Raw genomic sequence first — 25,065 nt, forward strand, 5'->3', positions numbered from 1 at the left:
AGCGCCAAGGACCCAACGGCTTCCCGCCCACCATCATCATGGCAGACTTTCCAGACACAGGGACCCATAACCCCAGGGCGCAGGCGGGCATCCAGTAGGCCGCGGCGTCTCGGCGGATCATGGCCGCCGATGGCATACTGGTTCGCCCGCCTGCGCGGGCGATGACGGCGGTGATGGTCTGTCCCCGGGGGGGCGACGCTCGCACGGACGCGAGGTGCCGCAGCCCGCTGCAATATGTCGGCTGGCCCGTAGAAATTCGGAGTTGGATCGAAAGATCAATACTTATCAACGGCTTGTGACTGTCATCCGACTGTCATCGAACCTTTATAAAAGCCACACTGAGGCCCCGTAAAGCGGCCGGGGAAGCGCAATCGGGCGCAGATGGCGCTTCGCTTCCCAAGCATGGAGACCAGCTATGAATTTCGTCAAAGCTATCGTCGCTGCCGGCTTGGTCGCCGCATCGACGTCGGCGTTCGCTGCCGACATCACCGGTGCGGGCGCGACGTTCCCGTTCCCCATCTATTCCAAGTGGGCTGACGCCTACAAGAAGGAAACCGGCAACGGTCTGAACTACCAGTCGATCGGTTCCGGCGGCGGCATCAAGCAGATCCAGGCTAAGACCGTGACCTTCGGCGCCACCGACGCGCCGCTCAAGGCCGAGCAGCTCGAGAAGGACGGCCTGGTGCAGTGGCCGATGGTGATGGGCGGCATCGTGCCCGTCGTCAACCTCGAGGGCGTGAAGCCGGGCGAGATGGTGCTGGACGGCGAGACGCTCGCCAACATCTATCTTGGCAAGATCACCAAGTGGGATGACGCCGCGATCAAGAAGCTGAACCCCAACGTCAAGCTGCCGTCCGACGCGATTGCCGTGGTGCGCCGCTCCGACGGTTCGGGCACGACCTTCAACTTCACCTACTACCTCTCCGAGGTCAGCGCCGACTGGAAGAGCAAGATCGGCTTCAACACCGCCGTCGAGTGGCCGGTCGGTGTCGGCGCCAAGGGCAATGAGGGTGTGTCCGGCAACATCGGCCAGACCAAGAACTCGATCGGCTATGTCGAGTACGCCTATGCCAAGCAGAACAAGCTCACCTACACCGGCATGATCAACAAGGCCGGCAAGACCGTGCAGCCGACCGTCGAGGCCTTCCAGGCCGCGGCCGCGAATGCCGACTGGGCCAAGGCCCCCGGCTACTACGTGATCCTCGCCAACCAGCCCGGCGACAAGTCCTGGCCGATGACGGCGGCGACCTTCATCCTGATGCACAAGGAGCCGGCCGACAAGGCGGCGTCCGGCGAAGCCATCAAGTTCTTCAAGTGGTCGTTCGAGAAGGGCGCCAAGATGGCTGAGGAGCTCGACTACATCCCGATGCCCGACAGCGTCGTGAAGCTGATCGAGAAGACCTGGTCGGCCGACATCAAGAGCTGATCCGGACGTATCGAAAATCCCCCTCTCCCGGCCTCCGGGGGAGGGGCGCTACCGGGGTTGAGGCGTGTCCAAGGAACAGGGGGCAGAATTGGCAGAGATGGCGGTTCAGACCGAAGTCAGCGATATCGCGGCTGCTGCCGGACCCTATGACCGGGCACGCGCGCTCAACGCCTTCAAGCTCGGCGACGTGACCTTCTATTGGATCACGCGGCTGTCCGCGATCTCCGTCCTGTTGATCCTGGGCGGCATCATCCTGTCGCTCATCGTCGGCGCATGGCCGGCCATGAGAGAATATGGCTTCGAATTCCTGTGGACGCGGCGCTGGGCGCCGTCGGCCGATCCGCCGGTGCTCGGGGCGCTCGGCCCGATCTACGGTACCTTGGTCACGTCCTTCATCGCGATGCTGATCGCCATTCCGGTCGGTCTGGGCATTGCGATCTTCCTCACCGAGCTGTGCCCGCAATGGCTGCGCCGTCCGATCGGACTTGCCATCGAGCTGCTCGCCGGCATTCCTTCGATCATCTACGGCATGTGGGGCTTCTTCGTGCTGGGGCCGTTCCTGGCCTATACGTTCCAGCCGTTCATGATCAATCTCTGCGCCGGCATCCCCGTGCTGCAGGACATCTTCGCCGGTCCGCCGTCCTATCTCAGCCTGTTCAACGCCTCGCTGATCCTGGCGATCATGGTGCTGCCGTTCATCACCTCGATCTCGGTCGACGTGTTCAAGACGGTCCCGCCGGTGCTGAAGGAAGCCGCCTACGGGGTCGGCTGCACCACCTGGGAGGTCGTGCGCAGCGTCGTCATTCCCTACACCCGTGTCGGCGTGATCGGCGGCGTCATGCTGGCGCTGGGACGTGCGCTCGGCGAAACGATGGCGGTGACCTTCATCATCGGCAACTCGTTCCGGATCTCATCCTCGATCTTCGCACCGGGCACCACGATCTCGGCCGCCATCGCCTCCGAATTCCAGGAGAGCGACGGGCTGCACCAGTCGAGCCTGATCCTGCTCGGCCTGCTGCTGTTCGTGCTCACCTTCTTCGTGCTGGCGAGCGCGCGGCTGATGCTCATGCGGCTCGAAGCCAAGGCGGGAAAATAAGCCATGTCCAGCGCTGACACGCTTACACTCGATGCGCCGGTCAATCCGATCTATGCGCGCCGGCGCCGCAGAGACATCGTGATCCGCGGCCTCTGCGTTGCCGCCGCGATGTTCGGCGTCACCTGGCTGGCGCTGATCCTGTTCACGCTGTTCTATAACGGACTCGCCGGCCTCAGCCTGCAGGTTTTTGCCGCCGACACGCCACCGCCCGGCTCCAGCGAAGGCGGCCTGCGCAACGCCATCGTCGGCTCCTTGATCATGACGATCATCGGCGTCGGCATCGGCGCGCCGCTCGGCCTGTTCGCCGGCACCTATCTCGCCGAATACGGCCGCAACGACCGCCTGACCTCGGTGATCCGCTTCATCAACGACATCCTGCTGTCGGCGCCCTCGATCATCATCGGCCTGTTCATCTATGGTGCGGTCGTGGTGCCGATGGGCGGCTTCTCGGCACTCGCGGGTTCCCTTGCATTGGCGGTCATCGTGATCCCGGTGGTGCTGCGCACCACCGAGGACATGCTGCTGCTCGTGCCCAACCCGCTGCGCGAGGCGGCGTCTGCGCTCGGCCTGCCGCGCTCGCTGGTGATCCGCCGCATCGCCTATCGGGCGGCGCGCTCGGGCCTCATCACCGGCGTGCTGCTGGCGACCGCCCGCGTCGCCGGCGAGACCGCGCCTCTGCTGTTCACCGCGCTGTCGAACCAGTTCTGGAGCCTCAACCTTTCCAAGACGATGGCGAACCTGCCCGTCACCATCAACAATTTCGTCCAGAGCCCTTATGCCTACTGGAAACAACTGGCCTGGAGCGGAGCCCTTCTCATCACTCTGGCCGTGCTCGCCCTGAACATCGGTGCACGCATTCTCGGCGCCGAGAGGAACACCAAATGACCGAACTGTCCGTCTCCGTCAGTCAGCCCAATCACGCTCTTCACGGCAAGGCGCTTCCGGATGCGCCGGCCAAGGTGACCGCGCGCAACCTCAACTTCTACTACGGCGACCATCATGCGCTGAAGAACATCAACCTGTCGCTGGGCACCAACCGCGTCACCGCGTTCATCGGCCCGTCCGGCTGCGGCAAGTCCACGCTGCTGCGCATCTTCAACCGGATGTACGATCTCTATCCGGGGCAGCGGGCGACCGGGCAGCTGATGCTCGACAACACCAACATCCTCGATCCCAAGCTCGATCTGAACCTGCTGCGTGCCCGGGTCGGCATGGTGTTCCAGAAGCCGACGCCGTTCCCGATGACGATCTACGAGAACATCGCCTTCGGCATCCGCCTCTATGAGAAGATCTCCAAGTCGGAGATGGACGACCGGGTCGAGAAGGCGCTGCGCGGCGGCGCGTTGTGGAACGAGGTCAAGGACAAGCTCAACGCCTCGGGCCTGTCGCTGTCCGGCGGCCAGCAGCAGCGGCTGTGCATCGCGCGTACCGTGGCGGTCCGGCCGGAGGTGATCCTGTTCGACGAGCCGTGCTCGGCGCTCGATCCGATCTCGACCGCCAAGGTCGAGGAGCTGATTCAGGAACTCGCCGAAAACTATACGATCGCCATCGTGACGCATAACATGCAGCAGGCGGCGCGCGTCTCCGACAAGACCGCCTTCATGTATCTCGGCGAGCTGATCGAGTTCGACGACACCAGCAAGATCTTCACCTCGCCGAGCGATCGGCGGACCCAGGATTACATCACCGGCCGGTTCGGCTGACGCCGACGACATTGTCTTCAGGAGATCATCATGGCCAGTGAACATACCGCCAAGGCGTTCGACAGCGATCTGCAGGACCTCACCCGTCTGGTATCGGAGATGGGCGGCCTCGCCGAGCGGCTGATCGTCGATTCCGTCGATGCGCTGGTGCGACGCGACATCGCGCTCGGCCAGAAGGTGGTCGCCACCGACGCCGAGGTCGACAAGCTGCAACGCATCATCGAGGAGCGCGCCGTTCTTACCATCGCCCGGCGACAGCCGATGGCGGTCGACCTGCGTGAGATCGTCGGCGCGATGCGCGTGGCGACCGATCTGGAGCGTATCGGCGATCTCGCCAAGAACATCGGCAAGCGCGTCGCGGCGCTGGAGAGCGACTTCCATCCGCTGAAGCTGATCCGCGGGCTCGAGCACATGACCGATCTCGTGCAGTCGCAGGTCAAGACGGTGCTGGACGCCTATGCCGCGCACGATTTGCCGGCGGCGATGACGGTGTGGAAGGGCGATGAGGAAGTCGATGCCATCTGCACCTCGCTGTTTCGCGAGCTCCTGACCTACATGATGGAGGATCCGCGCAACATCTCGTTCTGCATCCACCTGATGTTCTGCGCCAAGAACATCGAGCGCATCGGCGATCACGCGACCAACATCGCCGAGACGGTGTTCTATATGATCGAAGGCCAGCAGATCATGGACAAGCGCCCGAAGGGCGACATGACGAGCTTCGCATCGACGATCCCCGGCAACTGAGAGAGACGGTTCAGACATGGGCGCCCGAATTCTGGTGGTGGAGGACGAGGAGGCGCTGACGACGCTGCTGCGCTACAACCTCGAGGCCGAAGGCTACGAGGTCGAGACCGTGGCGCGCGGCGACGAGGCCGACACGCGCCTGAAGGAGCGTGTTCCCGATCTCGTCGTGCTCGACTGGATGCTGCCGGGCCTGTCCGGCATCGAGCTGTGCCGCCGCCTGCGGGCGCGGACCGAGACCCGGCAGTTGCCGATCATCATGCTCACCGCACGCGGCGAGGAGAGCGAGCGCGTGCGCGGCCTCGCGACCGGCGCCGACGACTACATCGTCAAGCCGTTCTCGGTGCCGGAGCTTCTGGCGCGGGTGAAAGGCCTGCTGCGGCGGGCGAGTCCGGAGCGGCTGGCGACCGTGCTGTCCTATGGCGACATCGAGCTCGACCGCGAGAAGCGCCGCGTGGCGCGCTCTGGTAGGCCGATCGATCTCGGCCCGACCGAATACCGCCTGCTCGAGTTCTTCCTGGAGCATCCCGGCCGCGTGTTCAGCCGCGAGCAGCTGCTCGACAGTGTCTGGGGCCGCGACATCTACATCGACGAGCGCACCGTCGACGTCCATATCGGCCGCCTGCGCAAGCTGCTCAATCCCGGCCGCGAGCAGGACCCGATCCGCACCGTGCGCGGCGCCGGTTATGCGCTCGATGATCGCTTCGCCAAGAGCGAGCAGGTGTAAGGGGCGATCGGGCGTGAGGACGCAGCAGGTGTGAGACGCGAGGCGGCCCGATTGAGGAGATCGCGGTCCGCTTTCCGCCACGCCGCCGCCGTCTTGATCGTGTCTGCTTCGTGGCCCGTCACGATGTTTCGGTGCCAGCGGACGCCCTTGATCAAGACCATCATCATATCTCTTGCCGTGCTGCTCGGCGGCGCGGCGGGCGCCACGGCCGCCGAGCTCGAAGACGCGGTCGCGGCGGCAGGCAACGGGCAGCATGCGGCGGCGATGCGACGGCTGCTGCCGCTGGCCGCCAAGGGCGATGCGCGGGCGCAGTTCGACGTCGGCTTCATGCACGCCTTCGGCTGGGGCCAACCGCGCAACCCCGCCGAGGCGCTGGCGTGGTACCGCAAGGCCGCCGATCAGGGGCTCGCTGTCGCGCAACACTATCTCGGCATCGCCTACGTCAACGGCGAAGGTGTTGCGAGCAATTACGGCGAAGCCGGCCGCTGGTTCAGCCGCGCCGCGGCGCAGGGCTTCGCCCAGTCGCAATACATGCTCGGCCTGATGCTGCTCGACGGCCGCGGTGTGAAACAGGACGTCGTGCAGGGCTATGCCTGGCTGGTGATGGCGGGCCGTAGCGGCGTGCGATCGGCCGGCCGCGACGTGCAGCGGGTCAAGTTGACCGAGCCGCAGCGCGTCCAGGCCCAGAGTGCCATTGCGGCCTGGCGGCCGAAGCCGGAATCGGCGGAGGCCGGCATCGCCGCTCCGCGTCCGGAGCAACTGCTCGGGCTCGACCGCCACATCGGCGAGGTCGTCGATCCCACCTCGTGGCCGGCGTCGTCGATCGGCGTCGTCACCGTCGCGCAATACTCGACCGGCGGCTGGTGCACCGGCACGCTGGTCGCGCCGCGCGTCGTGCTCACCGCGGCGCATTGCGTGTTCAACGGCGTGGCGCAGGTCAGCCCCGGCAACGTCCGCTTCCTGGCCGGCATGAACAGGGGCACGCCGGCGGCATCGTCGGTCGCCGACAAGCTGATCGTGGCGCCCGATTTCGTCCCGACCCGGCACGACAGATGGTCGCTCGACCGCTCGCCCGCCGATTGGGCACTGATCGTGCTGAAGGACGCGCTGCCGTCGAAGCCGGTTGAGGTCAGGGCGCTGACGCGCGAGGAATTGCAGGCTGCGACCACGGCCGGAACCATCTCCGAGATCGGCTATGGCCAGGAGCGGCGCTATTCGCCGACCGGCCAGCGCAATTGCAGCGCCGGCATGACCAAGGACGAGATGCTGCTGACGGTGCATTGCCTCGCCAATTTCGGCTATTCGGGCTCCCCCATCATGGCCGACGTCGGCGGACAGCCGGCCGTGGTCGGCATCTTCTCGGCGTTCCACGAGGAGACCCGGCTGATGTTCGCCGCCCCCGCGAGCCAGTTCGAGGCGGTCGTGCGGCGCGAGATCACGGCACAGAGTGCCTCGATGCGGTGAGCGAAGGAGGGGCGAGAGAAGAAGATGTCCCGCCGCTGGTCATGATCTGTGCGTGACTGGATAGCGGGTTGCCAAGCGAGAGGGCAATCCGGGAAGGGCCGCCCACGTTTTCCTGCAGTTTTTGCCTGCAGCGGGGGGCTTTACCGAACTGGCCTGGCTCTTGCTATAGTCCGAGTATGACGATTGTTCAAATTGATCATCCTCGTGCCCCTCGGCTGCTGTGGTGGCGATCGCAGCCCGGCCGCAACGTTGCGCTCGTCGGCGGGCTGGTCGCCGCCAACGCGCTCGCCTGGGCCTGGGCGTTCGCGCTCTACGCCGACCGGCCCACCATCGTCGGCACCGCGATGCTGGCCTGGCTGCTCGGACTGCGCCATGCGGTCGATGCGGATCACATCGCGGCGATCGACAACGTCGTACGGAAGCTGGTGCAGGACGGTAGCGCCCCGCGCGCCGCCGGCCTGTATTTTGCGCTCGGCCATTCCAGCGTCGTCGTCATCGCCACCATCGTCGTGAGCCTCATCGCCGGCGCCGACCTCCTGGATGAAGAGAGCGCGATCAGGGCGATCGGCGGCGTCATCGGCACGTCGGTGTCGGCCGGCTTCCTGCTGCTGATCGCGTTGGCGAACCTCATTCTGTTCGTGAACCTCTGGCGCCGCGCCGCACAGCCGCAGTCCGAGATGGAAACCGCCGGAAGCTCCGGACGGGGCATCCTCTTCCGCCTGCTGCGCCCGGTGCTCCGCCTGGTGGGACGCGCCTGGCACATGTATCCGCTCGGTTTCCTGTTCGGTCTCGGCTTCGACACTGCGAGCGAGATCGGGCTTCTCAGCCTGTCGGCAACCGAGGCAGCGCGCGGCGCGAGCCTCGCCCATGTCCTGGTGTTTCCGGCGCTGTTCGCGGCTGCGATGGCCACCGTCGACACCGCCGACAGCATGCTGATGGCGGGCGCCTATCGCTGGGCGCTGACCGATCCCGCACGCAAGCTGCGCTATAACCTCGTGATCACCGGCGCATCCGTTGCCATCGCGCTGGTGATCGGCGGCTTCGAGGCGATCACGCTGTTGGCGCCGCGGCTTGGCCTGACCGGGGGATGGACGGGGGTCGCCACCGCGCTGGGCGACGATGTCGCCAATCTCGGGATCGTCGCGATTGGCCTGTTCGGACTGATCTGGGCGGTCGCCATGCTGCTCGGTCGCAGCCAGCGCGGTTCCGAGGCTATCCCCGGGGAAGCGCTTGCCAGTGTTCATGCGGGGGCGCTAAACCCGCCGGTGATACGAAGCGGAACGCTTAAGACGGGCTAGGAGCGGGGCCTTATGATGGTCGGCTCTGAGGGAACGATCAGGATGCTATGGCTGCAGGGTGCGAGCTGCGGCGGCTGCACGATGTCGATCCTGGAAAGCGGCGCGTCCGGCTGGTTCGACGAGCTGCGCCAATCCGGCATCGATCTGGTATGGCATCCCTCCGTCAGCGAACAGACCGGAGACGAGGTGGTGGAGCTGTTGGAGGCGATCCGCGACGGTCGCGAGCGGCTCGACCTGCTGGTGCTCGAAGGCTCGGTGGCGCGCGGACCTGGTCTGACCGGCCGCTTCAACATGCTCGCCGGCACCAACCGCTCGATCTATCACTGGCTGCTCGATCTGGCGCCGCTGGCCGACTACGTCGTTGCCGTCGGCAGTTGCGCCGCATATGGCGGCATTCCTGCTGCCGGCATCAACCCGACCGATGCGGTCGGATTGCAGTTCGAGGGCAGCGACATCGGCGGCGCGCTCGGCGCGGGCTTCCGCTCGAAACGCGGGCTGCCGGTGATCAACGTCGCAGGCTGTGCGCCGCATCCGGGTTGGATGATGGAAAGCCTGCTGGCGCTCACCTCGGGCGATCTGACGGCAGACGGCCTCGACGCAGTCGGCCGTCCGACCTTCATCGCCAATCACCTGGCTCATCACGGCTGCTCGCGCAACGAGTTTTACGAGTTCAAGGCGAGCGCGGAGACGATGTCGGAGCGCGGCTGCCTGATGGAGCATCTCGGCTGCCGCGCAACGCAAGCGGTCGGCGACTGCAATCAGCGCTCGTGGAACGGCGGCGGCTCCTGCACCAAGGGCGGCTACGCCTGCATCGCCTGCACCTCGCCGGGCTTCGAGAGCGCGCAGAACTATCTGCAGACGGCCAAGCTCGCCGGCATTCCCGTGGGGCTTCCGACCGACATGCCCAAGGCCTGGTTCGTCGCGCTCGCAGCGCTGTCGAAATCGGCCACGCCGCGTCGCGTCCGAGTCAATGCGACGGCGGATCATGTCGTGGTGCCGCCGGGCCGTGCCGGCGACAAGCGCCGTCCATGACGCGGATCACGGTCGGACCGTTCAATCGTGTCGAAGGCGATCTCGAGGTCAGGCTCGATATCGAGAGCGGTCGCGTCACCAGGGCAGAGGTGACGGCGCCGCTCTATCGCGGCTTCGAGCAGATCCTGGAGGGGCGGCCGCCGCTGGACGCCCTGGTGATCGCGCCGCGAATCTGCGGCATCTGCTCGGTGTCGCAATCGATCGCGGCCGCTGCGGCGTTGCGCCAGGCCATGGGTATTGCGGCAGCGCCAAACGGCGTCCTCGCGGCCAACATCGCGCACGCGGCCGAGAACGCAGCGGACCATCTGACGCATTTCTACATCTTCTTCATGCCGGACTTCGCCCGCGACGCCTACGCCTCGCATGCCTGGCATTCGGCTACGGCCGAGCGCTTCGCGGCGACGAAGGGCAGCGCGGCCCGCGATGCGTTGCCTGCACGCGCGCGACTGCTCGAGATCATGGGCCTGATCGCCGGCAAATGGCCGCACAGTCTCGCCTTCCAGCCAGGCGGGACGACGCGCGCGATCGAGCTCGGCGAGCGCGTGCGGCTCAACGCGATCGCGGCGTCGTTTCGCGGTTTCCTTGAACGCGTCGTGTTTGCCGACAAGCTGGAGAATGTGCTCGCCTTGTCGACATCGGACGAACTCGACCGTTGGCGGCAGGGCCGCGCCGGCGACTTCGCGCATTTCCTTCGGCTGGCCGATGCGCTCGCGCTGGCCGACCTCGGCAGCGGACCCGGTCTCTTGATGAGCTTCGGCGCGTATCACGATTTCAATGGGGCTCGTTTTCGCGCTGGTGTCCGCACGAGCAGCGGCGAGGTCCACGCTTTGCCGTCGGACGGCATCACCGAGGACGTCTCGCACGCCTGGATGCACGATACGTCGCTCGATCCGGCCGAGAGCCGCACCGTGCCCGATGCCGACAAAGCCGACGCCTATAGCTGGTGCAAGGCGCCGCGTCTTGCGGGAGAACCGGTCGAGGTCGGCGCTCTCGCAAGGCAGGCCATCGACGGTCAGCCGTTGATCACCGCGCTGCTCGCGAGCGGTCGCAGCAATGTCCGCAATCGTGTCATCGCCCGGCTGATCGAAACTGCGCGGCTCGCGCTGTCGATCGAGCACTGGATCAAGGGGCTGCGTCTCAACGAGCCGTTCTGCGACAGCAGCGCCAGCGCGGCCGACGGCAATTTCGTCGGGCTCGTGGAAGCTGCGCGCGGCAGCCTCGGCCACTGGCTCGCGGTGCGCTCCGGCCGGATCGAGCGTTATCAGATCATCGCGCCGACGAGCTGGAATTTCTCTCCGCGCGACGCGGATGGGGTAGCTGGCCCGCTCGAACAGGCGCTGGTCGGCACCGAGGTCGGCACTGCCGGCGCGCGTGCGGTCGGCATTCAGCACGTCGTGCGGTCGTTCGATCCCTGCATGGTCTGCACGGCCCATTGAGCGCGCTGCACACAGGCAGGCAGCAAGCGGAAACAAGCTTGTCGGTGCAAAGCGCGTGATTTCCGATTATCGCGCGCGATCCGCCTTCCAAGGATCCACGATCGCGGCCTCGCTGCTGCAAGCATCTGGAATCATTATGATTCAAATCCAGCAATGATGCTGGCCCGCATCTTGCTGTCCTTCTCGCCAGAACGCGATCAGATGATCGCCAACGCGATGTCAGGGGAGGACTCATGGGCGCGGCAACGGAAACTTTTTACAGCGTCATCAGGCGTCAGGGCATCACGCGGCGCAGCTTTCACAAATTCTGCAGCCTCACCGCAACGAGCCTCGGCCTCGGGCCGCTCGCGGCCAGCCGCATCGCCAACGCGCTCGAAACCAAGCCGCGCACGCCGGTGATCTGGATGCACGGGCTCGAATGCACGTGTTGCTCGGAGAGCTTCATCCGCTCGGCGCATCCGCTGGTGAAGGATGCCGTGCTGTCGATGATCTCGCTCGACTATGACGACACCATCATGGCGGCGGCCGGCCACCAGGCGGAGGCCATCCTCGAAGAGACGCGTGCGAAGTACAAGGGACAGTACATTCTTGCGGTCGAGGGCAATCCGCCGCTGAACGAGGGCGGCATGTTCTGCATCGACGGCGGCAAGCCGTTCGTCGAGAAGCTCAAGATGATGGCCGAGGACGCCATGGCGATCATCGCCTGGGGCGCCTGCGCGTCCTGGGGCTGCGTGCAGGCGGCGAAGCCGAATCCGACGCAGGCGACGCCGATCGACAAGGTCATCACCAACAAGCCGATCATCAAGGTGCCGGGCTGCCCGCCGATCGCCGAGGTCATGACCGGCGTCGTCACCTTCATCACCACGTTCGGCAAGCTGCCCGAGCTCGACCGCCAGGGCCGGCCGAAGATGTTCTACTCACAACGTATCCACGACAAGTGCTATCGCCGACCGCATTTCGACGCCGGCCAGTTCGTCGAGGAGTGGGACGACGAGGCCGCGCGCAAGGGCTACTGCCTCTACAAGATGGGCTGCAAGGGCCCGACCACCTACAACGCCTGCTCGACGGTGCGCTGGAACGGCGGCGTGTCGTTCCCGATCCAGTCCGGTCACGGCTGCATCGGCTGCTCGGAGGACGGCTTCTGGGACAAGGGCTCGTTCTACGACCGCCTCACCAACATCAAGCAGTTCGGCATCGAGCACAACGCCGACCAGGTCGGCATGGTGGCCGCGGGCACGGTGGGCGCAGCGGTTGCAGCGCATGCGGCGGTGACGGCCGTGAAGCGACTCGCCGGCAAGCGCGACGACGCCAAGCAAGATCATTAATCGAATTCAGGGCAGGCAACGATGGGCATCCAGACTCCCAACGGCTTCAATCTCGACAATTCCGGCAAGCGCGTCGTCGTCGATCCGCTGACGCGCATCGAGGGCCATCTGCGCGTCGAGGTGAATGTCGATTCCAATAACGTGATTCGCAACGCGGTCTCGACCGGCACCATGTGGCGCGGCATCGAGACCATCCTGCGGAACCGCGATCCGCGCGACGCCTGGGCCTTCACCGAGCGGATCTGCGGCGTCTGCACCGGCACGCACGCGCTGACCTCGGTCCGCGCGGTCGAGAACGCGCTGGGGATCATGATCCCCGATAATGCCAACTCGATCCGCAATATCATGCAGCTCTGCCTGCAGGTGCACGATCACCTCGTGCACTTCTATCATCTGCATGCGCTCGACTGGGTCGACGTGGTCTCGGCGCTCAAGGCCGATCCAAAGGCGACCTCGGCGCTGGCGCAGTCGGTCTCGGACTGGCCGCTGTCCTCGCCGGGCTATTTCAAGGACCTGCAGATCCGGCTGACCAAGTTCGTCGAGTCCGGTCAGCTCGGTCCGTTCAAGAACGCCTATTGGGGTCATGCGGCCTACAAGCTGCCGCCGGAGGCGAACCTGATGGCGGTGGCGCACTATCTGGAAGCGCTCGACTTCCAGAAGGAGATCGTCAAGATCCACACCATCTACGGCGGTAAGAACCCGCATCCGAACTGGCTGGTCGGCGGCGTGCCGTGTGCGATCAATGTCGACGGCACCGGCGCGGTCGGTGCGATCAACATGGAGCGGCTGAACCTCGTCTCCTCGATCATCGATCGCTCGATCGAGTTCGTGCAGAAGGTCTATCTGCCCGACGTGGCGGCGATCGGCTCCTTCTACAAGGACTGGCTCTATGGCGGCGGTCTCTCCGGCAAGAACGTGATGTCCTACGGCGACATTCCGGAGAATGCGAACGATTATTCAGGGAAGAATCTCAAGCTGCCGCGTGGCGTGATCCTCAACGGGAATCTGAACGAGATCCTGCCGATCGATCACGGCGACCCCGAGCAGATCCAGGAGTTCGTCACCCACTCCTGGTACAAATATCCCGACGAGAGCAAGGGCCTGCATCCCTGGGACGGCGTCACTGAGCCGAACTACCAGCTCGGCCCCAACGCCAAGGGCACCAAGACGGACATCAAGGAGCTCGACGAGGGCGGAAAATACTCCTGGATCAAGGCGCCGCGCTGGCGCGGCAACGCGGTCGAGGTCGGACCGCTAGCGCGCTACATCATTGGTTATGCGCAAGGGCGGCCGGAGTTCAAGGAGCCGACCGACAGGCTTCTGAAGACGCTGAACCTGCCGGTCACAGCGCTGTTCTCCACGCTTGGCCGCACCGCGGCACGGGCGCTGGAATGCGAATGGGCGGCGAACCAGATGCGCTACTTCCAGGACAAGTTGGTGGCACGCATCAAGGCCGGCGATTCCTCGACCGCGAACATCGAGAAGTGGAAGCCGGAGAGCTGGCCGAAGGAGGCCAAGGGCTACGGCTTCACCGAGGCGCCGCGCGGTGCGCTGGCGCACTGGATCAAGATCAAGGACACCAAGATCGACAACTATCAGTGTGTCGTGCCGACGACCTGGAACGGCTCGCCGCGCGATCCCAAGGGCAATATCGGCGCCTTCGAGGCCTCCCTGATGGATACGCCGATGGCGGATCCGGAGAAGCCGCTGGAGATCCTGCGCACGATCCATTCGTTCGATCCGTGCCTCGCGTGCTCGACCCACGTGATGAGCCCGGACGGCCAGCAAATGGCGACGGTCACGGTCAGGTAGTGGGAGACGCACCATGATGGATGCCATTGCACGTCCCGCCGAGGCAGAGCCCAACCTTGCGGCGATCGCGGCCGACGCCGCCGGTGAACACGCGGTCGGCCGGCCCACGGTCTACGTGTACGAAGCACCGGTGCGCATCTGCCATTGGGTGAATGCGTTCGCGATCGTCGTGCTGATGATCACCGGCTATCTGATCGGGACTCCGCTGCCCAGCGTCGAAGGCGAGGCGTCGGCGAATTTCGTGATGGGCTACATCCGCTTTGCACATTTCGCGGCCGGACAGGTGCTGGCGGTGTTCTTCCTTGCCCGCATCTTCTGGGCCTTCGTCGGCAACCACCATTCCCGGCAGATCTTCTACATTCCGGTGCACCGCAAGCAGTTCTGGAAGGAGGTGCTGCACGAGATCCGCTGGTACGCTTTCCTCGAGCGTGAGCCGAAGATGTATGTCGGCCATAATCCCCTGGCGCAGACAGCCATGTTTACCGGCTTCACGCTGTTCGTGACCTTCATGATCATCACCGGCTTTGCGCTCTATTCGGAAGGCACCGGCATCGACAGCTGGCAGCACAAATTGTTCGGTTGGGTGTTCGCGATCTGGCCGAACAGCCAGGACGTCCACACCTGGCATCATCTCGGGATGTGGGCGCTGGTCACCTTCGTGATGGTGCACGTCTATGCCGCCATTCGCGAAGACATCATGTCACGTCAGAGCATCATCTCCTCGATGATCTCGGGCGAGCGGCAGTTCCGCGAGTAGCAGTGGGGGGCCGGCATGGTCGATGAGCGCGGGCGCGATCGCATTCTGGTGCTCGGGATCGGCAACATTCTCTGGGCGGACGAAGGCTTTGGCGTGCGGGTGGTGGAGGAATTCCACCGCCGCTTCACCGTGCCCGACAACGTCACGATCCTCGATGGCGGCACGCAGGGGCTTTACCTCGTCAACTATGTCGAGGAAGCTGACGGCCTGATCGTGTTCGACGCCATCGACTATGGCCTGGTGCCGGGCGAGCTCAAGCTCGTCCGCGACGACGAGGTGCCGCGCTTCACCGGCGCCAAGAAGATGAGCCTGCACCAGACGGGCTTTCAGGAAGTACTGAGCGCGGCTGACCTGCTCGGCCGCTATCCGCAGCGGCTTGCGCTGATCGGCTGCCAGCCGCTCGACCTCGAGGATTGGGGCGGTCCGCTGACGGCGCCGGTTCGTGCGCAGATCGCGCCGGCGATCGAGCTGGCCTGCGCCCTGCTGGCGGAATGGGGCTCGCCGGCCGTGTCGCGGCGTGAACCGCTCGCCGGCGACGAACGCCTGCTCGCGAACGACATCGACCATCACAGCTACGAGCTGGGGGCGCGCACGGCCGATTGACCGCGCCGCGAGGGAATCCGCCATGTGTCTTGGCCTGCCGATGACAATCCTGGAGACCGATGGCGTCTCGGCGCTGTGCAGCTTCGACGGCGAGGAGCGCCGCGTCTCGGTGCTGTTGCTGTCGAATCCGCCGGTCGGAGCCAGGGTGCTCGTCTATATCGACAATGCCGTTCGCCTGCTCGATGACGAGGAAGCGCGGCTGATCGGCGAGGCGCTGCGCGGCCTGCAGGCGGCCGTGAACGGCGAGAATTGCGATGACTTCTTCGCGGATCTGATCGGGCGCGAGCCGGAGCTTCCGGAGCATCTGCGGTAGCGGCGTCATGCCCTCGGGCGGCGCCAAATTACTGATAACAAGATTTCCATAGACGAAGTAAGTTTGCAGGCCTTGCCTGGAAAGCACCTTTCCGATTTCTCGCGCAATCCTTTAGTTGCAATAAAAACTTAATATATTTCAATGCCTTGAGCATTCCTGGCCCCGCGTGGGCGTCTGGCACGTCGATTGCTGATCATGGGGAATATGGCAACGATAACTGGTCAGGGAGAAACACCGATGGAAATGCAGCAGCGTGACCCCGCGCGCGCGCGAGGCGGGTTGCCGGAGGTCGATACGGGCACCGTCGATGCCTTTCTCTCCGAGGCTGATTGCGCCGGGCTTGTCGCCGTGCTGCTGTCGGCCGGGGATCCCGCGCGGTTTCCAGAGGCACTGGACGTGGCCATCGTGCTGCCGGAGCTGATCACGGCGTTTCAGGGCCGGCTGCGCGGCGCGGTCGTCGCGCGCGAAGCGGAGGCCGAGATCGGGGCGCGATTCGGCGTGCGTGTGCAGCCGAGCCTGATCCTGTGCCGCGGGGGAGAGACGCTCGGCCTGATCGCCAAGATCCAGGACTGGTCGGTTTATGTCGATCGCATCTCGCGGCTGATCGACCGGCCGCAGGGCGCGACGGCGGCGGTCGTTGCCAGCATCGTCCCAGTCCATCAGCCTGCGGGAGTCGAGCGATGAAGCCGGGATTCTGGATCGCGCCTGAAGGAGCCGAGGAGCCGGTCAACATCTTTCCGATCGGCGAAGAGGCGCTCGATACCTCACACAAGGGGCTGACCGCCTCCGGAGCGCTGGCCAAGCTGGCCTCGCTCGACTCGGAGGCGCTGGCGCGGAGCTGTCCGCGCGCGGTCGAACTGCTGTCGACGATTGCATCCGCCACCGCGGCGCAGACGGCCGGCGCACCGACGCAATTATTCCGTCTCGAAGGCCTCAACGATCTCGAGCGGCGGCTGATCGACGACGTGCTGGGCGAGGGCGAGGTCGCGGGCGTCGTGGCTCTTCCCGACGGGACGCTCGCCCAGATCCAGGAATCGGTGCTCGCCGGCATCTGGCGGGTGCGGCTGGAAGCGGATGAGCGCCACGACTACATCGAGGTCGGCGCCGTGCCGGAGATCGTGTCGCGCGCGGCCGCCGACCTGACCGCAAATGACATCGCGATCGGACCGGTGCCCGAGGGCACGATGAACGCGCTGCCGGTGCTCGCCGAGATCCGCGAGCGCGCGCTGTCCTGGCGACCGGGCCAGCGCTCGCAGACCATCAACTTCACGCTGCTGCCGATGAGCCCGGCCGACATGAGCTTCCTGCAGCAGACGCTCGGCAACGGCCCGATCCAGTTGATGTCGCGCGGCTACGGCACCTGCTGCGTGCTCGCGACCGGCATCCGCCATGTCTGGTCGGTGCAATTCTTCAACGCCATGGATACGATCATTCTCGACACCCTCGAAGTCGGCGGCGTGCCGGTGGTCGCGCTCGCCGCGGCCGAGGATTTCGAGGATTCGGCCGAGCGCCTGACCCAGATCATCGAGGCCTATTTCACATGAACGGCGGCTTCGAGAATTACGGTGTCCGCAGCGATCTCGCTGATGACGCGCTGTTGGAGTGCGGCATCTGCTGGACGCGCTACGATCCGGCCGACGGTGACGGCGTCGCCCAGATTGCGCCGGGCACGCCGTTCGCGGCGCTGCCGGACGACTGGCATTGCCCGAACTGCGACGCGCCGAAGACCAAGTTCATGGTGGTCGAGCAATGAGCGCGGACGCGCAGGGCACGTCTGACGTCACGCCGGTCGCGTGGGGCGAGCGTCTCGCCGGCGTCTATCGTGGGATCGGCGCGCGTGCGATGCGCGAGCTGCCGATCTATCACGACGCGCTCGACGTCGAGGCGATCGGATTTTCGGTGGTTGAGGGCCGCATCCTCGGCATCGTCGTCACGCCCTGGTTCATGAACGTGGTCACTCCGGCCGCCCAGGACTCCGCGGGATCCGTCGTCAAGATCGTGCTTCCGGCCGGCTCGTTCGAGTTCACGATCAGCGATATCGCCGGGATCGGGCGGATCGCGAGCTGCTCGCTGTTCTCGCCGATGTTCGAGTTCGCGGACATGGCCGCGGCGCGTGCGGCGGCGGAGGCCGCGCTGGCCGCGCTGACGGCGGCACCTGAGGACGAGGCGTTGTCCGAGCGCGCCGCGAAGGCGTCGAGCACGATCGATCGCCGCGCGTTCCTGCGCGGCACCCTCTCCGAGGGCCGCGCATGACCCTCGGCTTTCGCAACCGCATCGACGTGACGCTGTCGGTCGCCGATCGGCGGATCACAGGCGTCGACATTCAGCCGCGCACGCGGCCGCCGCTGGGACGGCTGTTCGCCGGCAAGCCGGCCGAGATGCTGCTTGCGGCCCTGCCGCGGCTGTTCTCGCTGTGCGCCGGTGCGCATCAGGTCGCGCTGCTCTCGGCGCTGGAAGCGGCGCGCGGCGAGCAGGCGAAGCCGTCGACGCGTCATCGTCGGATCGAGGCCGTGCTGACGGAACGCTTCGCCGAACTCATGCGCGGTCTGCTGATCGCTTCAATGGCGGACAATCGTAGTGCTGCGCAGCCGGTGCCACGGCTCTTGCAGGCGATCGCGGCGCTACAGACGCATTCCGGCGTCTCGCAGCAATCTCGCGCTGCAACCTTGTCTCAGATCAAGACGGGCATGGTGGCTCTGGGCATAGGCTTGCCAGCGGAGCCGGTTCTGCCGGGAACTCCGCTTGCATCGATGATGGACGCGGCCCGGAAGGCCGCCGATGATGGAGGATGGAGGCACATGCCGGCCGAGCATGACATCCTGTCGGCCGCCGATGATGGCGCCATCGTCACGCAATTGATCGACGTGGGATCTGCCTTTGCTGAGGCTCCCGAGCTCGACGGCCGCGTTCCGGAGACCGGAGTCTGGGCCCGCTATGCGGAGCGCCATCAATTGGCATCGGCTGGTCCCGTCGAACGTCTCTCAGCCAAGATAGCTGAGATTGCTGAGCTGTTCCGCTGGATCGAGACCGGCGAGGCGGAGGACCAGGCGGCCGACCCGCATGCCGTCGCAAGCTACGCGCTCGGGTCGCGGCGCGGCGCCGCCGCAGTCGAATGCGCGCGCGGCCGGCTGCATCACGCGATCGAGCTGGATGCGCACGGCGCGGTCTCGCGTTTCGAGTATCTGGCGCCGACGGAATGGAATTTTCACCCGCGCGGTCCTGTCGTGAGGAGCCTCACGGGGGTTGCGCTGCGCGGCACCGTCGATCGCCAGGCCATCCATACGATGGTCGGATCGTTCGATCCCTGCGTCGGCTATCACCTGGCGTTCCGGGGGATGGCCGATGCATGAGATGGCGCTGTGCGAAGGCATCGTCGAGATCGTCGAGCAGGAGGCACGTAAGGGCGCCTTCTCCACGGTGAAGACCGTGTGGTTGGAGATCGGTGCGCTCAGCCATGTCGCGCCGGAGGCGCTGCGATTCTGTTTCGAGGCGGTGACCGCGAAAACCCTGTTGCACGGGGCAGCGCTCGAGATCATCGAACAGCCGGGCACGGCATGGTGCCTGGGCTGCTCGCGCGGCGTCGAGATCAGTCAACGCTATCAGTCTTGTCCGGCCTGCGGCAGTCATCAGCTGCAGGTCACGGGCGGTGAGGACATGCGGGTCAAGGAGCTGGAGGTCGAGTAATGTGCACGGTGTGTGGCTGCAGCGACGGCAAGCCCTCCGTCGAATCCGGTGATCATCATCACGATCACGGTAAGCATCATCAGGCTCATGGACACGATCACAGCCATGATCAGTCCGGACATCATCACCATCACGGCCATCATCATCATGATCATGTTCACGAGCATGGTCACCATCACGATGATGACCCGCATGATCACGGTCGCGCGCATGATCATCAACATGATCATGCTGCCGACCACGTCGACTGTTCGGCCAATCCGGCCGGGCAGGAGGTTGCCGGCCTCTCCAGCGGGCGCATCATCCAGATCGAACGCGACATTCTCGGCAAGAACAACCGGCTCGCGGCAGAAAACCGCGCGCGCTTCGCCGCGCATGACGTGCTGGCATTCAACTTCGTTTCCAGCCCGGGCGCCGGCAAGACCTCGCTGCTGGTCCGCGCCGTCTCCGATCTCAAGCAGAGTCGGCCCGTCGCGGTGATCGAGGGCGACCAGCAGACCTCCAACGATGCCGAGCGCATCCGCGCCACCGGCGTGCCGGCGATCCAGATCAACACCGGCAAGGGCTGTCATCTCGACGCGGCCATGGTCGGCGAAGCCTTTGGCCGGCTGCCGTCACTGCGCGGCGGGCTGCTGTTCATCGAGAATGTCGGCAACCTCGTATGTCCGGCCGCCTTCGATCTCGGCGAGGCCTGCAAGATCGTCGTGTTCTCGACCACCGAGGGCGAGGACAAGCCGCTCAAATATCCCGACATGTTTGCAGCGTCATCGCTGATGCTCATCAACAAGATCGATCTGGCGCCGGTGCTCGATTTCGATCTTGCGCAGACGATCGAATATGCCCGCCGCGTCAATCCGAAGATCGAGGTGCTGACGATCTCCGCGAAGACAGGCGAGGGCCTTTCGGCGTTCTACGCCTGGATCAGGAAGCAGTCTGAGCGGATGCGGGCGGGCGCAGCGAACGCGGTGCGGGGATGAGCACGCCCGGCCGGACATCGGCGGCGAACCATACGTGCCTCCGGCTCCGTGTCCGCGGGGCCGTGCAGGGCGTCGGCTTTCGTCCCTATGTCCATGGTCTGGCAACCCGCCATCGGCTCGGCGGCTTCGTCGCCAACGATGCTGATGGCGTGCTGATCGAGGTCGAGGGCGACGAGGTCGCCGAATTCATCGAGGCCCTGCCGCGGCAGACGCCGCCGCTGGCGCGCATCGACGACATCGCCGTCGAGCCGATCGCGGCCGGTATCGGCACGGGCTTCCGGATCGCCGGGAGCGTGGGCGGGCGCGTCACGACGCGGATCGTGCCGGACGCAGCCACCTGTGCCGCATGCCTGGCCGAGCTGTTCGATCCCGGCAGCCGCTTCCATCTCTATCCTTTTGTCAACTGCACCCATTGCGGCCCGCGCTTCACCATCGCCGAGCGCCTGCCTTACGATCGCGTGTCCACGGCGATGAAGCACTTTCCGATGTGTGAGGCGTGCCGGTCCGACTACGAAGATCCTGCAGGGCGCCGCTTTCATGCCGAGGCGATCTCGTGTCCGCGCTGCGGTCCGCGGCTCAGCCATGGCATCGATGATATCGCAGCCGCGCTCGCGAATGGCAGGATCGTCGCCATCAAGGGTCTCGGTGGCTATCAGCTGCTCTGTGACGCCCAGGATGAGCAGGCCGTCCGGCGGCTGCGCGGGCTTAAGCAGCGCAACGGCAAGCCGTTTGCCGTGATGTTGGCCACGGCCGACGCCGCAACTGAGATTGCCGAGATCGATGCGCCTGAGCGCGCGCTGCTGGAGCGGGTGGCGCGGCCGATCGTGCTGTTGCGCTCACGCCAGCGTGTTGCGTCCTCGGTCGCACCAGGTCTCGCAAAGATCGGGGTGATGCTGCCGGTCGCTCCGCTGCATCATCTGATCTTCCATGTGCTGGAGGCGGGCCGCCGCGCGGCTGCCGACAGACCATGGGCGCTGGTCTGCACCAGCGCCAATCCGAGCGGGGAGCCGCTGCTGACCGACAACGCCGAGGCGCTCGCGGATCTTGCCGACATTGCGGATCTGATCGTCACCCACGACCGGGACATCGTCATCCGCGCCGACGATTCCGTGCTTGCCGTCGTGGCCGGCGTTCCCCGCTTCGTCAGGCGTGCGCGCGGCTATGTTCCGGAGCCGATCCGGCTCGCGCGCACCATGCCGCCGGTGCTCGCGGTCGGCGCTCAGCTGAAGGCGACGGTGACGGTGACGCGCGGCGACGAGGCGTTCGTGTCGCAGCATCTCGGTGATCTCGACACGGCGGCGGCGATCCGCTTCTTCGAAGAGACGATTGCGCATCTCACCGCCATCCTCGACGTCCAGCCGGTCGCGATCGCGCATGACCTGCATCCGGATATGGCGTCGACGCGGTTCGCGCAGGCACACGGTCTGCCGACGCTGCCGGTGCAGCATCACCAGGCGCATGCGGCCTCGGTCATGGCCGAGCATGGCGTGACCAGCCCCGCAATCGCGCTGGTGCTGGATGGCTACGGCTATGGCAGCGATGGCGGCGCCTGGGGCGGTGAACTGCTGTCGTGCGACGGCGCCGGCTTCCAGCGCCTCGGCCATCTCGCTCCGTTGAAGATGCCGGGCGGCGACCGGGCCGCACGCGAGCCGTGGCGGATGGCGGCGTCCGTGCTGCACGACATCGGTCGCGGTGACGAGATCGGGCGGCGTTTCGCGGCCCAGACACAGTCGCGCAACATCTCCATGCTGCTGGATCGTGCCGATGCTCCGGTCACCACCAGCGCCGGCCGGCTGTTCGATGCCGTGGCCGGACTGCTCGGTGTCACCACGGTGCAGAGCTACGAAGGCGAGGCGGCCATGAAGCTGGAGGCGCTGGTGCGCGAACCGGCAGCGCTGGAGCGCGGCTGGACCATTGCCGATGGCGTGCTGTCGCTGCGGCCGCTGCTCGCGCATCTGATCGCGCGTGATCTCGACGCTGTCGAAGCGGCGGGGCTGTTTCACGGCACGTTGGCCGCGGCCTGCGTCGACTGGATCGTGAGAGCTTCGCGCGCGACCGGCATCGGTACGATCGCGCTGAGCGGCGGCTGTTTTCTCAATGCGCATCTGGCCGAACAGATCGTGCGCGGCTGCCGGTCCGCAGGGCTCGATCCGTTCCTGCCGCGCCGTCTGCCGCCCAATGACGGCGGCCTCAGCCTCGGGCAGGCCTGGGTGGCCGGTCTGCATCTCACACAAAACAACATGATGTCTGGAGGGACCGTCTGATGTGCCTGGCCATTCCTGCCGAGGTGATCAAGCTCTTGGCCGACGACATGGCGATCGTCTCGATCGACGGCGTCAGCAAGGAGGTCTCGGTCGCGCTGATCGAGGAGATCGCCGTCGGCGACTACGTCATTCTCCATGTCGGCCATGCGCTGGCCAAGATCGATCCGGAGGAGGCGCGCGAGACGCTCGACCTGCTCCGGCAGATGGGCGAGGCTGTGGCGGAGGTCAGGCCATGAAATATGCCGACGAGTTTCGCGACAAGGAGTTGGCGACAGGTCTTGCGCGCGCCATCCGCGCCAAGGCCGATCCGGCGCGCGCCTATCGCTTCATGGAGTTCTGCGGCGGACATACCCATGCGATCGCGCGCTATGGCCTCGAGGACATGCTGCCCGACAATGTGCGCATGATCCATGGCCCCGGCTGTCCGGTCTGCGTGCTGCCCGCCGGGCGCATCGACATGGCGACCGCGCTGGCCGAACGGGCCGAGGTCATCCTCTGCGTTTATGGCGACCTGATGCGCGTGCCGGGCTCGCGCGGGTCCTCGCTGCTCAAGGCGAAAGCGCGCGGCGCCGACGTCCGCATGGTGTATTCGACGCTGGATGCGATCGCGCTGGCCGAGCAGAATCCTGGTCGCGAGGTGGTGTTCTTCGCCATCGGCTTCGAGACCACGACGCCCCCGACCGCCGTGATGATCCGGGCCGCCGAGAAGAAGCAGCTGTCGAACTTCACCGTGTTCTGCAACCACGTGCTGACGCCGCCGGCGATGCGCGCGATCCTCGACAGCGACGACACGGTCGAGATCGACGGCTTCGTCGGGCCGGCGCATGTCTCGACCGTGATCGGCACCGAGCCCTACGCGCCGTTCGCGCGCGATGACGGCAAGCCCGTCGTGATCGCAGGCTTCGAGCCGCTCGACATGATGCAGGCGATCCTGATGCTGATCGAGCAGGTCAATGACGGCCGCCACGAGGTGGAGAACCAGTACCGTCGCGCCGTCACCGCCAGCGGCAACCAGCGCGCCATCCGCGAGGTCGCCGAGATCTTCGAACTGCGCGACCAGTTCGAATGGCGCGGCCTCGGCAGCATTCCGGCGAGCGCATTGAAACTGCGGCCCGCCTTCGCGCATCTCGACGCCGAGCTGCGCTTTGCCATGTCCGAGCTGGTTGTGGCCGACAATCCGGCCTGCGAATGTCCGGCCATTCTGCGCGGCCTGAAGAAGCCGGTGGACTGCCGGCTGTTCGGCACCGCCTGCACGCCGGAGACGCCGATCGGCTCCTGCATGGTGTCGTCGGAAGGCGCCTGCGCGGCGCATTGGACCTATGGCCGCTTCCGCGACCATCAGCGGAGGCTTGCATCATGAGCATGCATCAGCGCCGGCTCGACATGAAGAACGGCTGCGTCGATCTCTCGCATGGCGCCGGCGGTCGCGCGATGGCGCAACTGATTGCCGGCCTGTTCCACGAGGCGTTCGGCAATGAATGGCTGGCGCGTGGCAACGACCAGTCGGCGTTCGACGTCGCCGCCGGCCGCATGGTGATGACGACCGACGGCTACGTGGTCTCGCCGCTGTTCTTCCCCGGCGGCAATATCGGCTCGCTGGCGGTGCACGGCACGGTCAACGACATCGCCATGGCCGGCGCCAGGCCGCTGTATCTGTCGGCGAGCTTCATCATCGAGGAGGGGTTTGCGTTTTCCGACCTGAAACGGATCGCCGATGCGATGGGCGAGGCGGCGCGCGAGGCGGGGATTGCGATCATCACCGGCGACACCAAGGTGGTCGAGCGCGGCAAGGCGGATGGCGTGTTCATTTCGACGGCCGGCGTCGGCGTGCTGCCGGACGGCCTCGATCTCTCGGCCGACAAGGCCAGGCCCGGCGACCGCGTGCTGTTGTCCGGCAGCCTCGGTGATCACGGCGTGGCGATCATGTCGCGGCGGCAGAACCTCACCTTCGACACCGAGATCATCTCCGACTCGGCCTCGCTGCACGGGCTCGTCGCCGACATGGTTGCAGCCGGCGGCGCCGGCATCCGGCTGATGCGCGATCCCACGCGCGGCGGGGTTGCGGCCACGATGAACGAGATCGCGCAGCAGTCCAATCTCGGCTTCCGTCTGCAGGAGGAAGCGATTCCGGTGAAGCCTGCGGTCGCTGCCGCCTGCGAGCTGCTCGGGCTCGATCCGCTCCACGTCGCCAATGAGGGCAAGCTCGTCGCGGTGGTCGCGCCGGAGCTGGCCGGCGCCGTGCTCGCCGCCATGAGGGCGCATCCGCTCGGCCGCGATGCGGCTGACATCGGCGAAGCGGTGGCCGATGATCACCGCTTCGTCCAGATGGCGACGAGCTTCGGCGGCGGCCGTATCGTCGACTGGCTGTCCGGCGAGCAGTTGCCGCGGATCTGCTGAGACGCGC

At 65.9% G+C, this 25,065-nt stretch carries 26 protein-coding genes; all 26 read left to right on the forward strand.

What is annotated here, in order from left to right; genetic code table 11:
* Nucleotides 1-415: 415 nt before the first annotated feature.
* Nucleotides 416-1,426 (forward strand): phosphate ABC transporter substrate-binding protein PstS, encoded by a 1,011-nt coding sequence (gene pstS / locus QW887_RS21220; protein WP_316184064.1) that lies wholly within the window; start codon nucleotides 416-418, stop codon nucleotides 1,424-1,426.
* A 97-nt stretch (nucleotides 1,427-1,523) separates the two neighbouring features.
* The gene (gene pstC, locus QW887_RS21225; RefSeq protein ID WP_315736700.1) at nucleotides 1,524-2,522 is read left to right on the forward strand and encodes a phosphate ABC transporter permease subunit PstC; all 999 of its coding nucleotides are present in this window, start codon (nucleotides 1,524-1,526) and stop codon (nucleotides 2,520-2,522) included.
* A 3-nt stretch (nucleotides 2,523-2,525) separates the two neighbouring features.
* Nucleotides 2,526-3,407 carry a phosphate ABC transporter permease PstA gene (gene pstA, locus QW887_RS21230; RefSeq protein WP_315713506.1) on the forward strand — a complete coding sequence of 294 codons (882 nt, stop codon included), beginning with the start codon at nucleotides 2,526-2,528 and terminating at the stop codon, nucleotides 3,405-3,407.
* A complete protein-coding gene (gene pstB / locus QW887_RS21235; RefSeq protein WP_315713505.1) occupies nucleotides 3,404-4,225 on the forward strand; it encodes a phosphate ABC transporter ATP-binding protein PstB in 822 nt (273 codons plus the stop codon). Before pstA ends, pstB begins: the two co-directional genes overlap by 4 nt.
* Nucleotides 4,226-4,255: 30 nt before the next feature.
* Nucleotides 4,256-4,972 (forward strand): phosphate signaling complex protein PhoU, encoded by a 717-nt coding sequence (gene phoU / locus QW887_RS21240; RefSeq protein WP_315713504.1) that lies wholly within the window; start codon nucleotides 4,256-4,258, stop codon nucleotides 4,970-4,972.
* A gap of 16 nt (nucleotides 4,973-4,988) precedes the next feature.
* Nucleotides 4,989-5,696: a phosphate regulon transcriptional regulator PhoB gene (gene phoB / locus QW887_RS21245; RefSeq protein WP_315713503.1), complete on the forward strand. Its 708-nt coding sequence runs from the start codon at nucleotides 4,989-4,991 to the stop codon at nucleotides 5,694-5,696.
* 147 nt (nucleotides 5,697-5,843) lie between these two features.
* Nucleotides 5,844-7,160, forward strand: a complete 1,317-nt coding sequence (locus QW887_RS21250; RefSeq protein ID WP_316184062.1) for a trypsin-like serine protease — start codon at nucleotides 5,844-5,846, stop codon at nucleotides 7,158-7,160.
* A gap of 176 nt (nucleotides 7,161-7,336) precedes the next feature.
* Nucleotides 7,337-8,458, forward strand: a complete 1,122-nt coding sequence (locus tag QW887_RS21255; protein WP_316184060.1) for a HoxN/HupN/NixA family nickel/cobalt transporter — start codon at nucleotides 7,337-7,339, stop codon at nucleotides 8,456-8,458.
* A gap of 15 nt (nucleotides 8,459-8,473) precedes the next feature.
* Complete coding sequence (locus QW887_RS21260) at nucleotides 8,474-9,490, forward strand: HupU protein (RefSeq protein WP_315713655.1); 1,017 nt, start codon at nucleotides 8,474-8,476, stop codon at nucleotides 9,488-9,490.
* Entirely contained in the window at nucleotides 9,487-10,926 is a 1,440-nt protein-coding gene (locus QW887_RS21265; RefSeq protein ID WP_316184058.1) for a nickel-dependent hydrogenase large subunit, read from the forward strand. The genes QW887_RS21260 and QW887_RS21265 overlap by 4 nt, the downstream gene beginning before the upstream one ends.
* 233 nt (nucleotides 10,927-11,159) lie before the next feature.
* Entirely contained in the window at nucleotides 11,160-12,251 is a 1,092-nt protein-coding gene (locus QW887_RS21270; RefSeq protein ID WP_315713499.1) for a hydrogenase small subunit, read from the forward strand.
* A 21-nt stretch (nucleotides 12,252-12,272) separates the two neighbouring features.
* A complete protein-coding gene (locus QW887_RS21275; protein WP_315713498.1) occupies nucleotides 12,273-14,063 on the forward strand; it encodes a nickel-dependent hydrogenase large subunit in 1,791 nt (596 codons plus the stop codon).
* 13 nt (nucleotides 14,064-14,076) lie between these two features.
* Nucleotides 14,077-14,820, forward strand: coding sequence for a Ni/Fe-hydrogenase, b-type cytochrome subunit (gene cybH, locus QW887_RS21280; protein ID WP_315752369.1), 744 nt, complete (start codon nucleotides 14,077-14,079; stop codon nucleotides 14,818-14,820).
* A gap of 15 nt (nucleotides 14,821-14,835) precedes the next feature.
* Complete coding sequence (locus QW887_RS21285) at nucleotides 14,836-15,423, forward strand: HyaD/HybD family hydrogenase maturation endopeptidase (protein ID WP_316174284.1); 588 nt, start codon at nucleotides 14,836-14,838, stop codon at nucleotides 15,421-15,423.
* Nucleotides 15,424-15,445: 22 nt separating this feature from the next.
* Nucleotides 15,446-15,736, forward strand: coding sequence for a HypC/HybG/HupF family hydrogenase formation chaperone (locus QW887_RS21290; protein ID WP_315825312.1), 291 nt, complete (start codon nucleotides 15,446-15,448; stop codon nucleotides 15,734-15,736).
* A 237-nt stretch (nucleotides 15,737-15,973) separates the two neighbouring features.
* Nucleotides 15,974-16,420 (forward strand): hydrogenase accessory protein, encoded by a 447-nt coding sequence (locus tag QW887_RS21295; protein WP_315769264.1) that lies wholly within the window; start codon nucleotides 15,974-15,976, stop codon nucleotides 16,418-16,420.
* The gene (locus tag QW887_RS21300; RefSeq protein WP_316184055.1) at nucleotides 16,417-17,280 is read left to right on the forward strand and encodes a hydrogenase expression/formation protein; all 864 of its coding nucleotides are present in this window, start codon (nucleotides 16,417-16,419) and stop codon (nucleotides 17,278-17,280) included. Before QW887_RS21295 ends, QW887_RS21300 begins: the two co-directional genes overlap by 4 nt.
* Nucleotides 17,277-17,489 carry a rubredoxin gene (locus QW887_RS21305; protein ID WP_315752372.1) on the forward strand — a complete coding sequence of 71 codons (213 nt, stop codon included), beginning with the start codon at nucleotides 17,277-17,279 and terminating at the stop codon, nucleotides 17,487-17,489. The genes QW887_RS21300 and QW887_RS21305 overlap by 4 nt, the downstream gene beginning before the upstream one ends.
* Complete coding sequence (hybE, locus tag QW887_RS21310; RefSeq protein ID WP_316184053.1) at nucleotides 17,486-17,989, forward strand: [NiFe]-hydrogenase assembly chaperone HybE; 504 nt, start codon at nucleotides 17,486-17,488, stop codon at nucleotides 17,987-17,989. The genes QW887_RS21305 and hybE overlap by 4 nt, the downstream gene beginning before the upstream one ends.
* The gene (locus QW887_RS21315; RefSeq protein WP_316184051.1) at nucleotides 17,986-19,086 is read left to right on the forward strand and encodes a nickel-dependent hydrogenase large subunit; all 1,101 of its coding nucleotides are present in this window, start codon (nucleotides 17,986-17,988) and stop codon (nucleotides 19,084-19,086) included. The genes hybE and QW887_RS21315 overlap by 4 nt, the downstream gene beginning before the upstream one ends.
* A complete protein-coding gene (gene hypA / locus QW887_RS21320) occupies nucleotides 19,079-19,420 on the forward strand; it encodes a hydrogenase maturation nickel metallochaperone HypA (protein ID WP_315752375.1) in 342 nt (113 codons plus the stop codon). The genes QW887_RS21315 and hypA overlap by 8 nt, the downstream gene beginning before the upstream one ends.
* A complete protein-coding gene (gene hypB, locus QW887_RS21325; RefSeq protein WP_316184049.1) occupies nucleotides 19,420-20,397 on the forward strand; it encodes a hydrogenase nickel incorporation protein HypB in 978 nt (325 codons plus the stop codon). Before hypA ends, hypB begins: the two co-directional genes overlap by 1 nt.
* Entirely contained in the window at nucleotides 20,394-22,661 is a 2,268-nt protein-coding gene (gene hypF, locus QW887_RS21330; RefSeq protein WP_316184047.1) for a carbamoyltransferase HypF, read from the forward strand. The genes hypB and hypF overlap by 4 nt, the downstream gene beginning before the upstream one ends.
* A complete protein-coding gene (locus QW887_RS21335) occupies nucleotides 22,661-22,897 on the forward strand; it encodes a HypC/HybG/HupF family hydrogenase formation chaperone (RefSeq protein ID WP_315754994.1) in 237 nt (78 codons plus the stop codon). The genes hypF and QW887_RS21335 overlap by 1 nt, the downstream gene beginning before the upstream one ends.
* On the forward strand, nucleotides 22,894-24,021 hold the full coding sequence (gene hypD / locus QW887_RS21340; protein WP_316184045.1) for a hydrogenase formation protein HypD: 1,128 nt from the start codon (nucleotides 22,894-22,896) through the stop codon (nucleotides 24,019-24,021). The genes QW887_RS21335 and hypD overlap by 4 nt, the downstream gene beginning before the upstream one ends.
* Nucleotides 24,018-25,058: a hydrogenase expression/formation protein HypE gene (hypE, locus tag QW887_RS21345; protein ID WP_315825305.1), complete on the forward strand. Its 1,041-nt coding sequence runs from the start codon at nucleotides 24,018-24,020 to the stop codon at nucleotides 25,056-25,058. Before hypD ends, hypE begins: the two co-directional genes overlap by 4 nt.
* Nucleotides 25,059-25,065: the final 7 nt, after the last annotated feature.

It is taken from the genome of Bradyrhizobium sp. SZCCHNRI3052, from assembly GCF_032484895.1.
GTDB lineage: Bacteria > Pseudomonadota > Alphaproteobacteria > Rhizobiales > Xanthobacteraceae > Bradyrhizobium.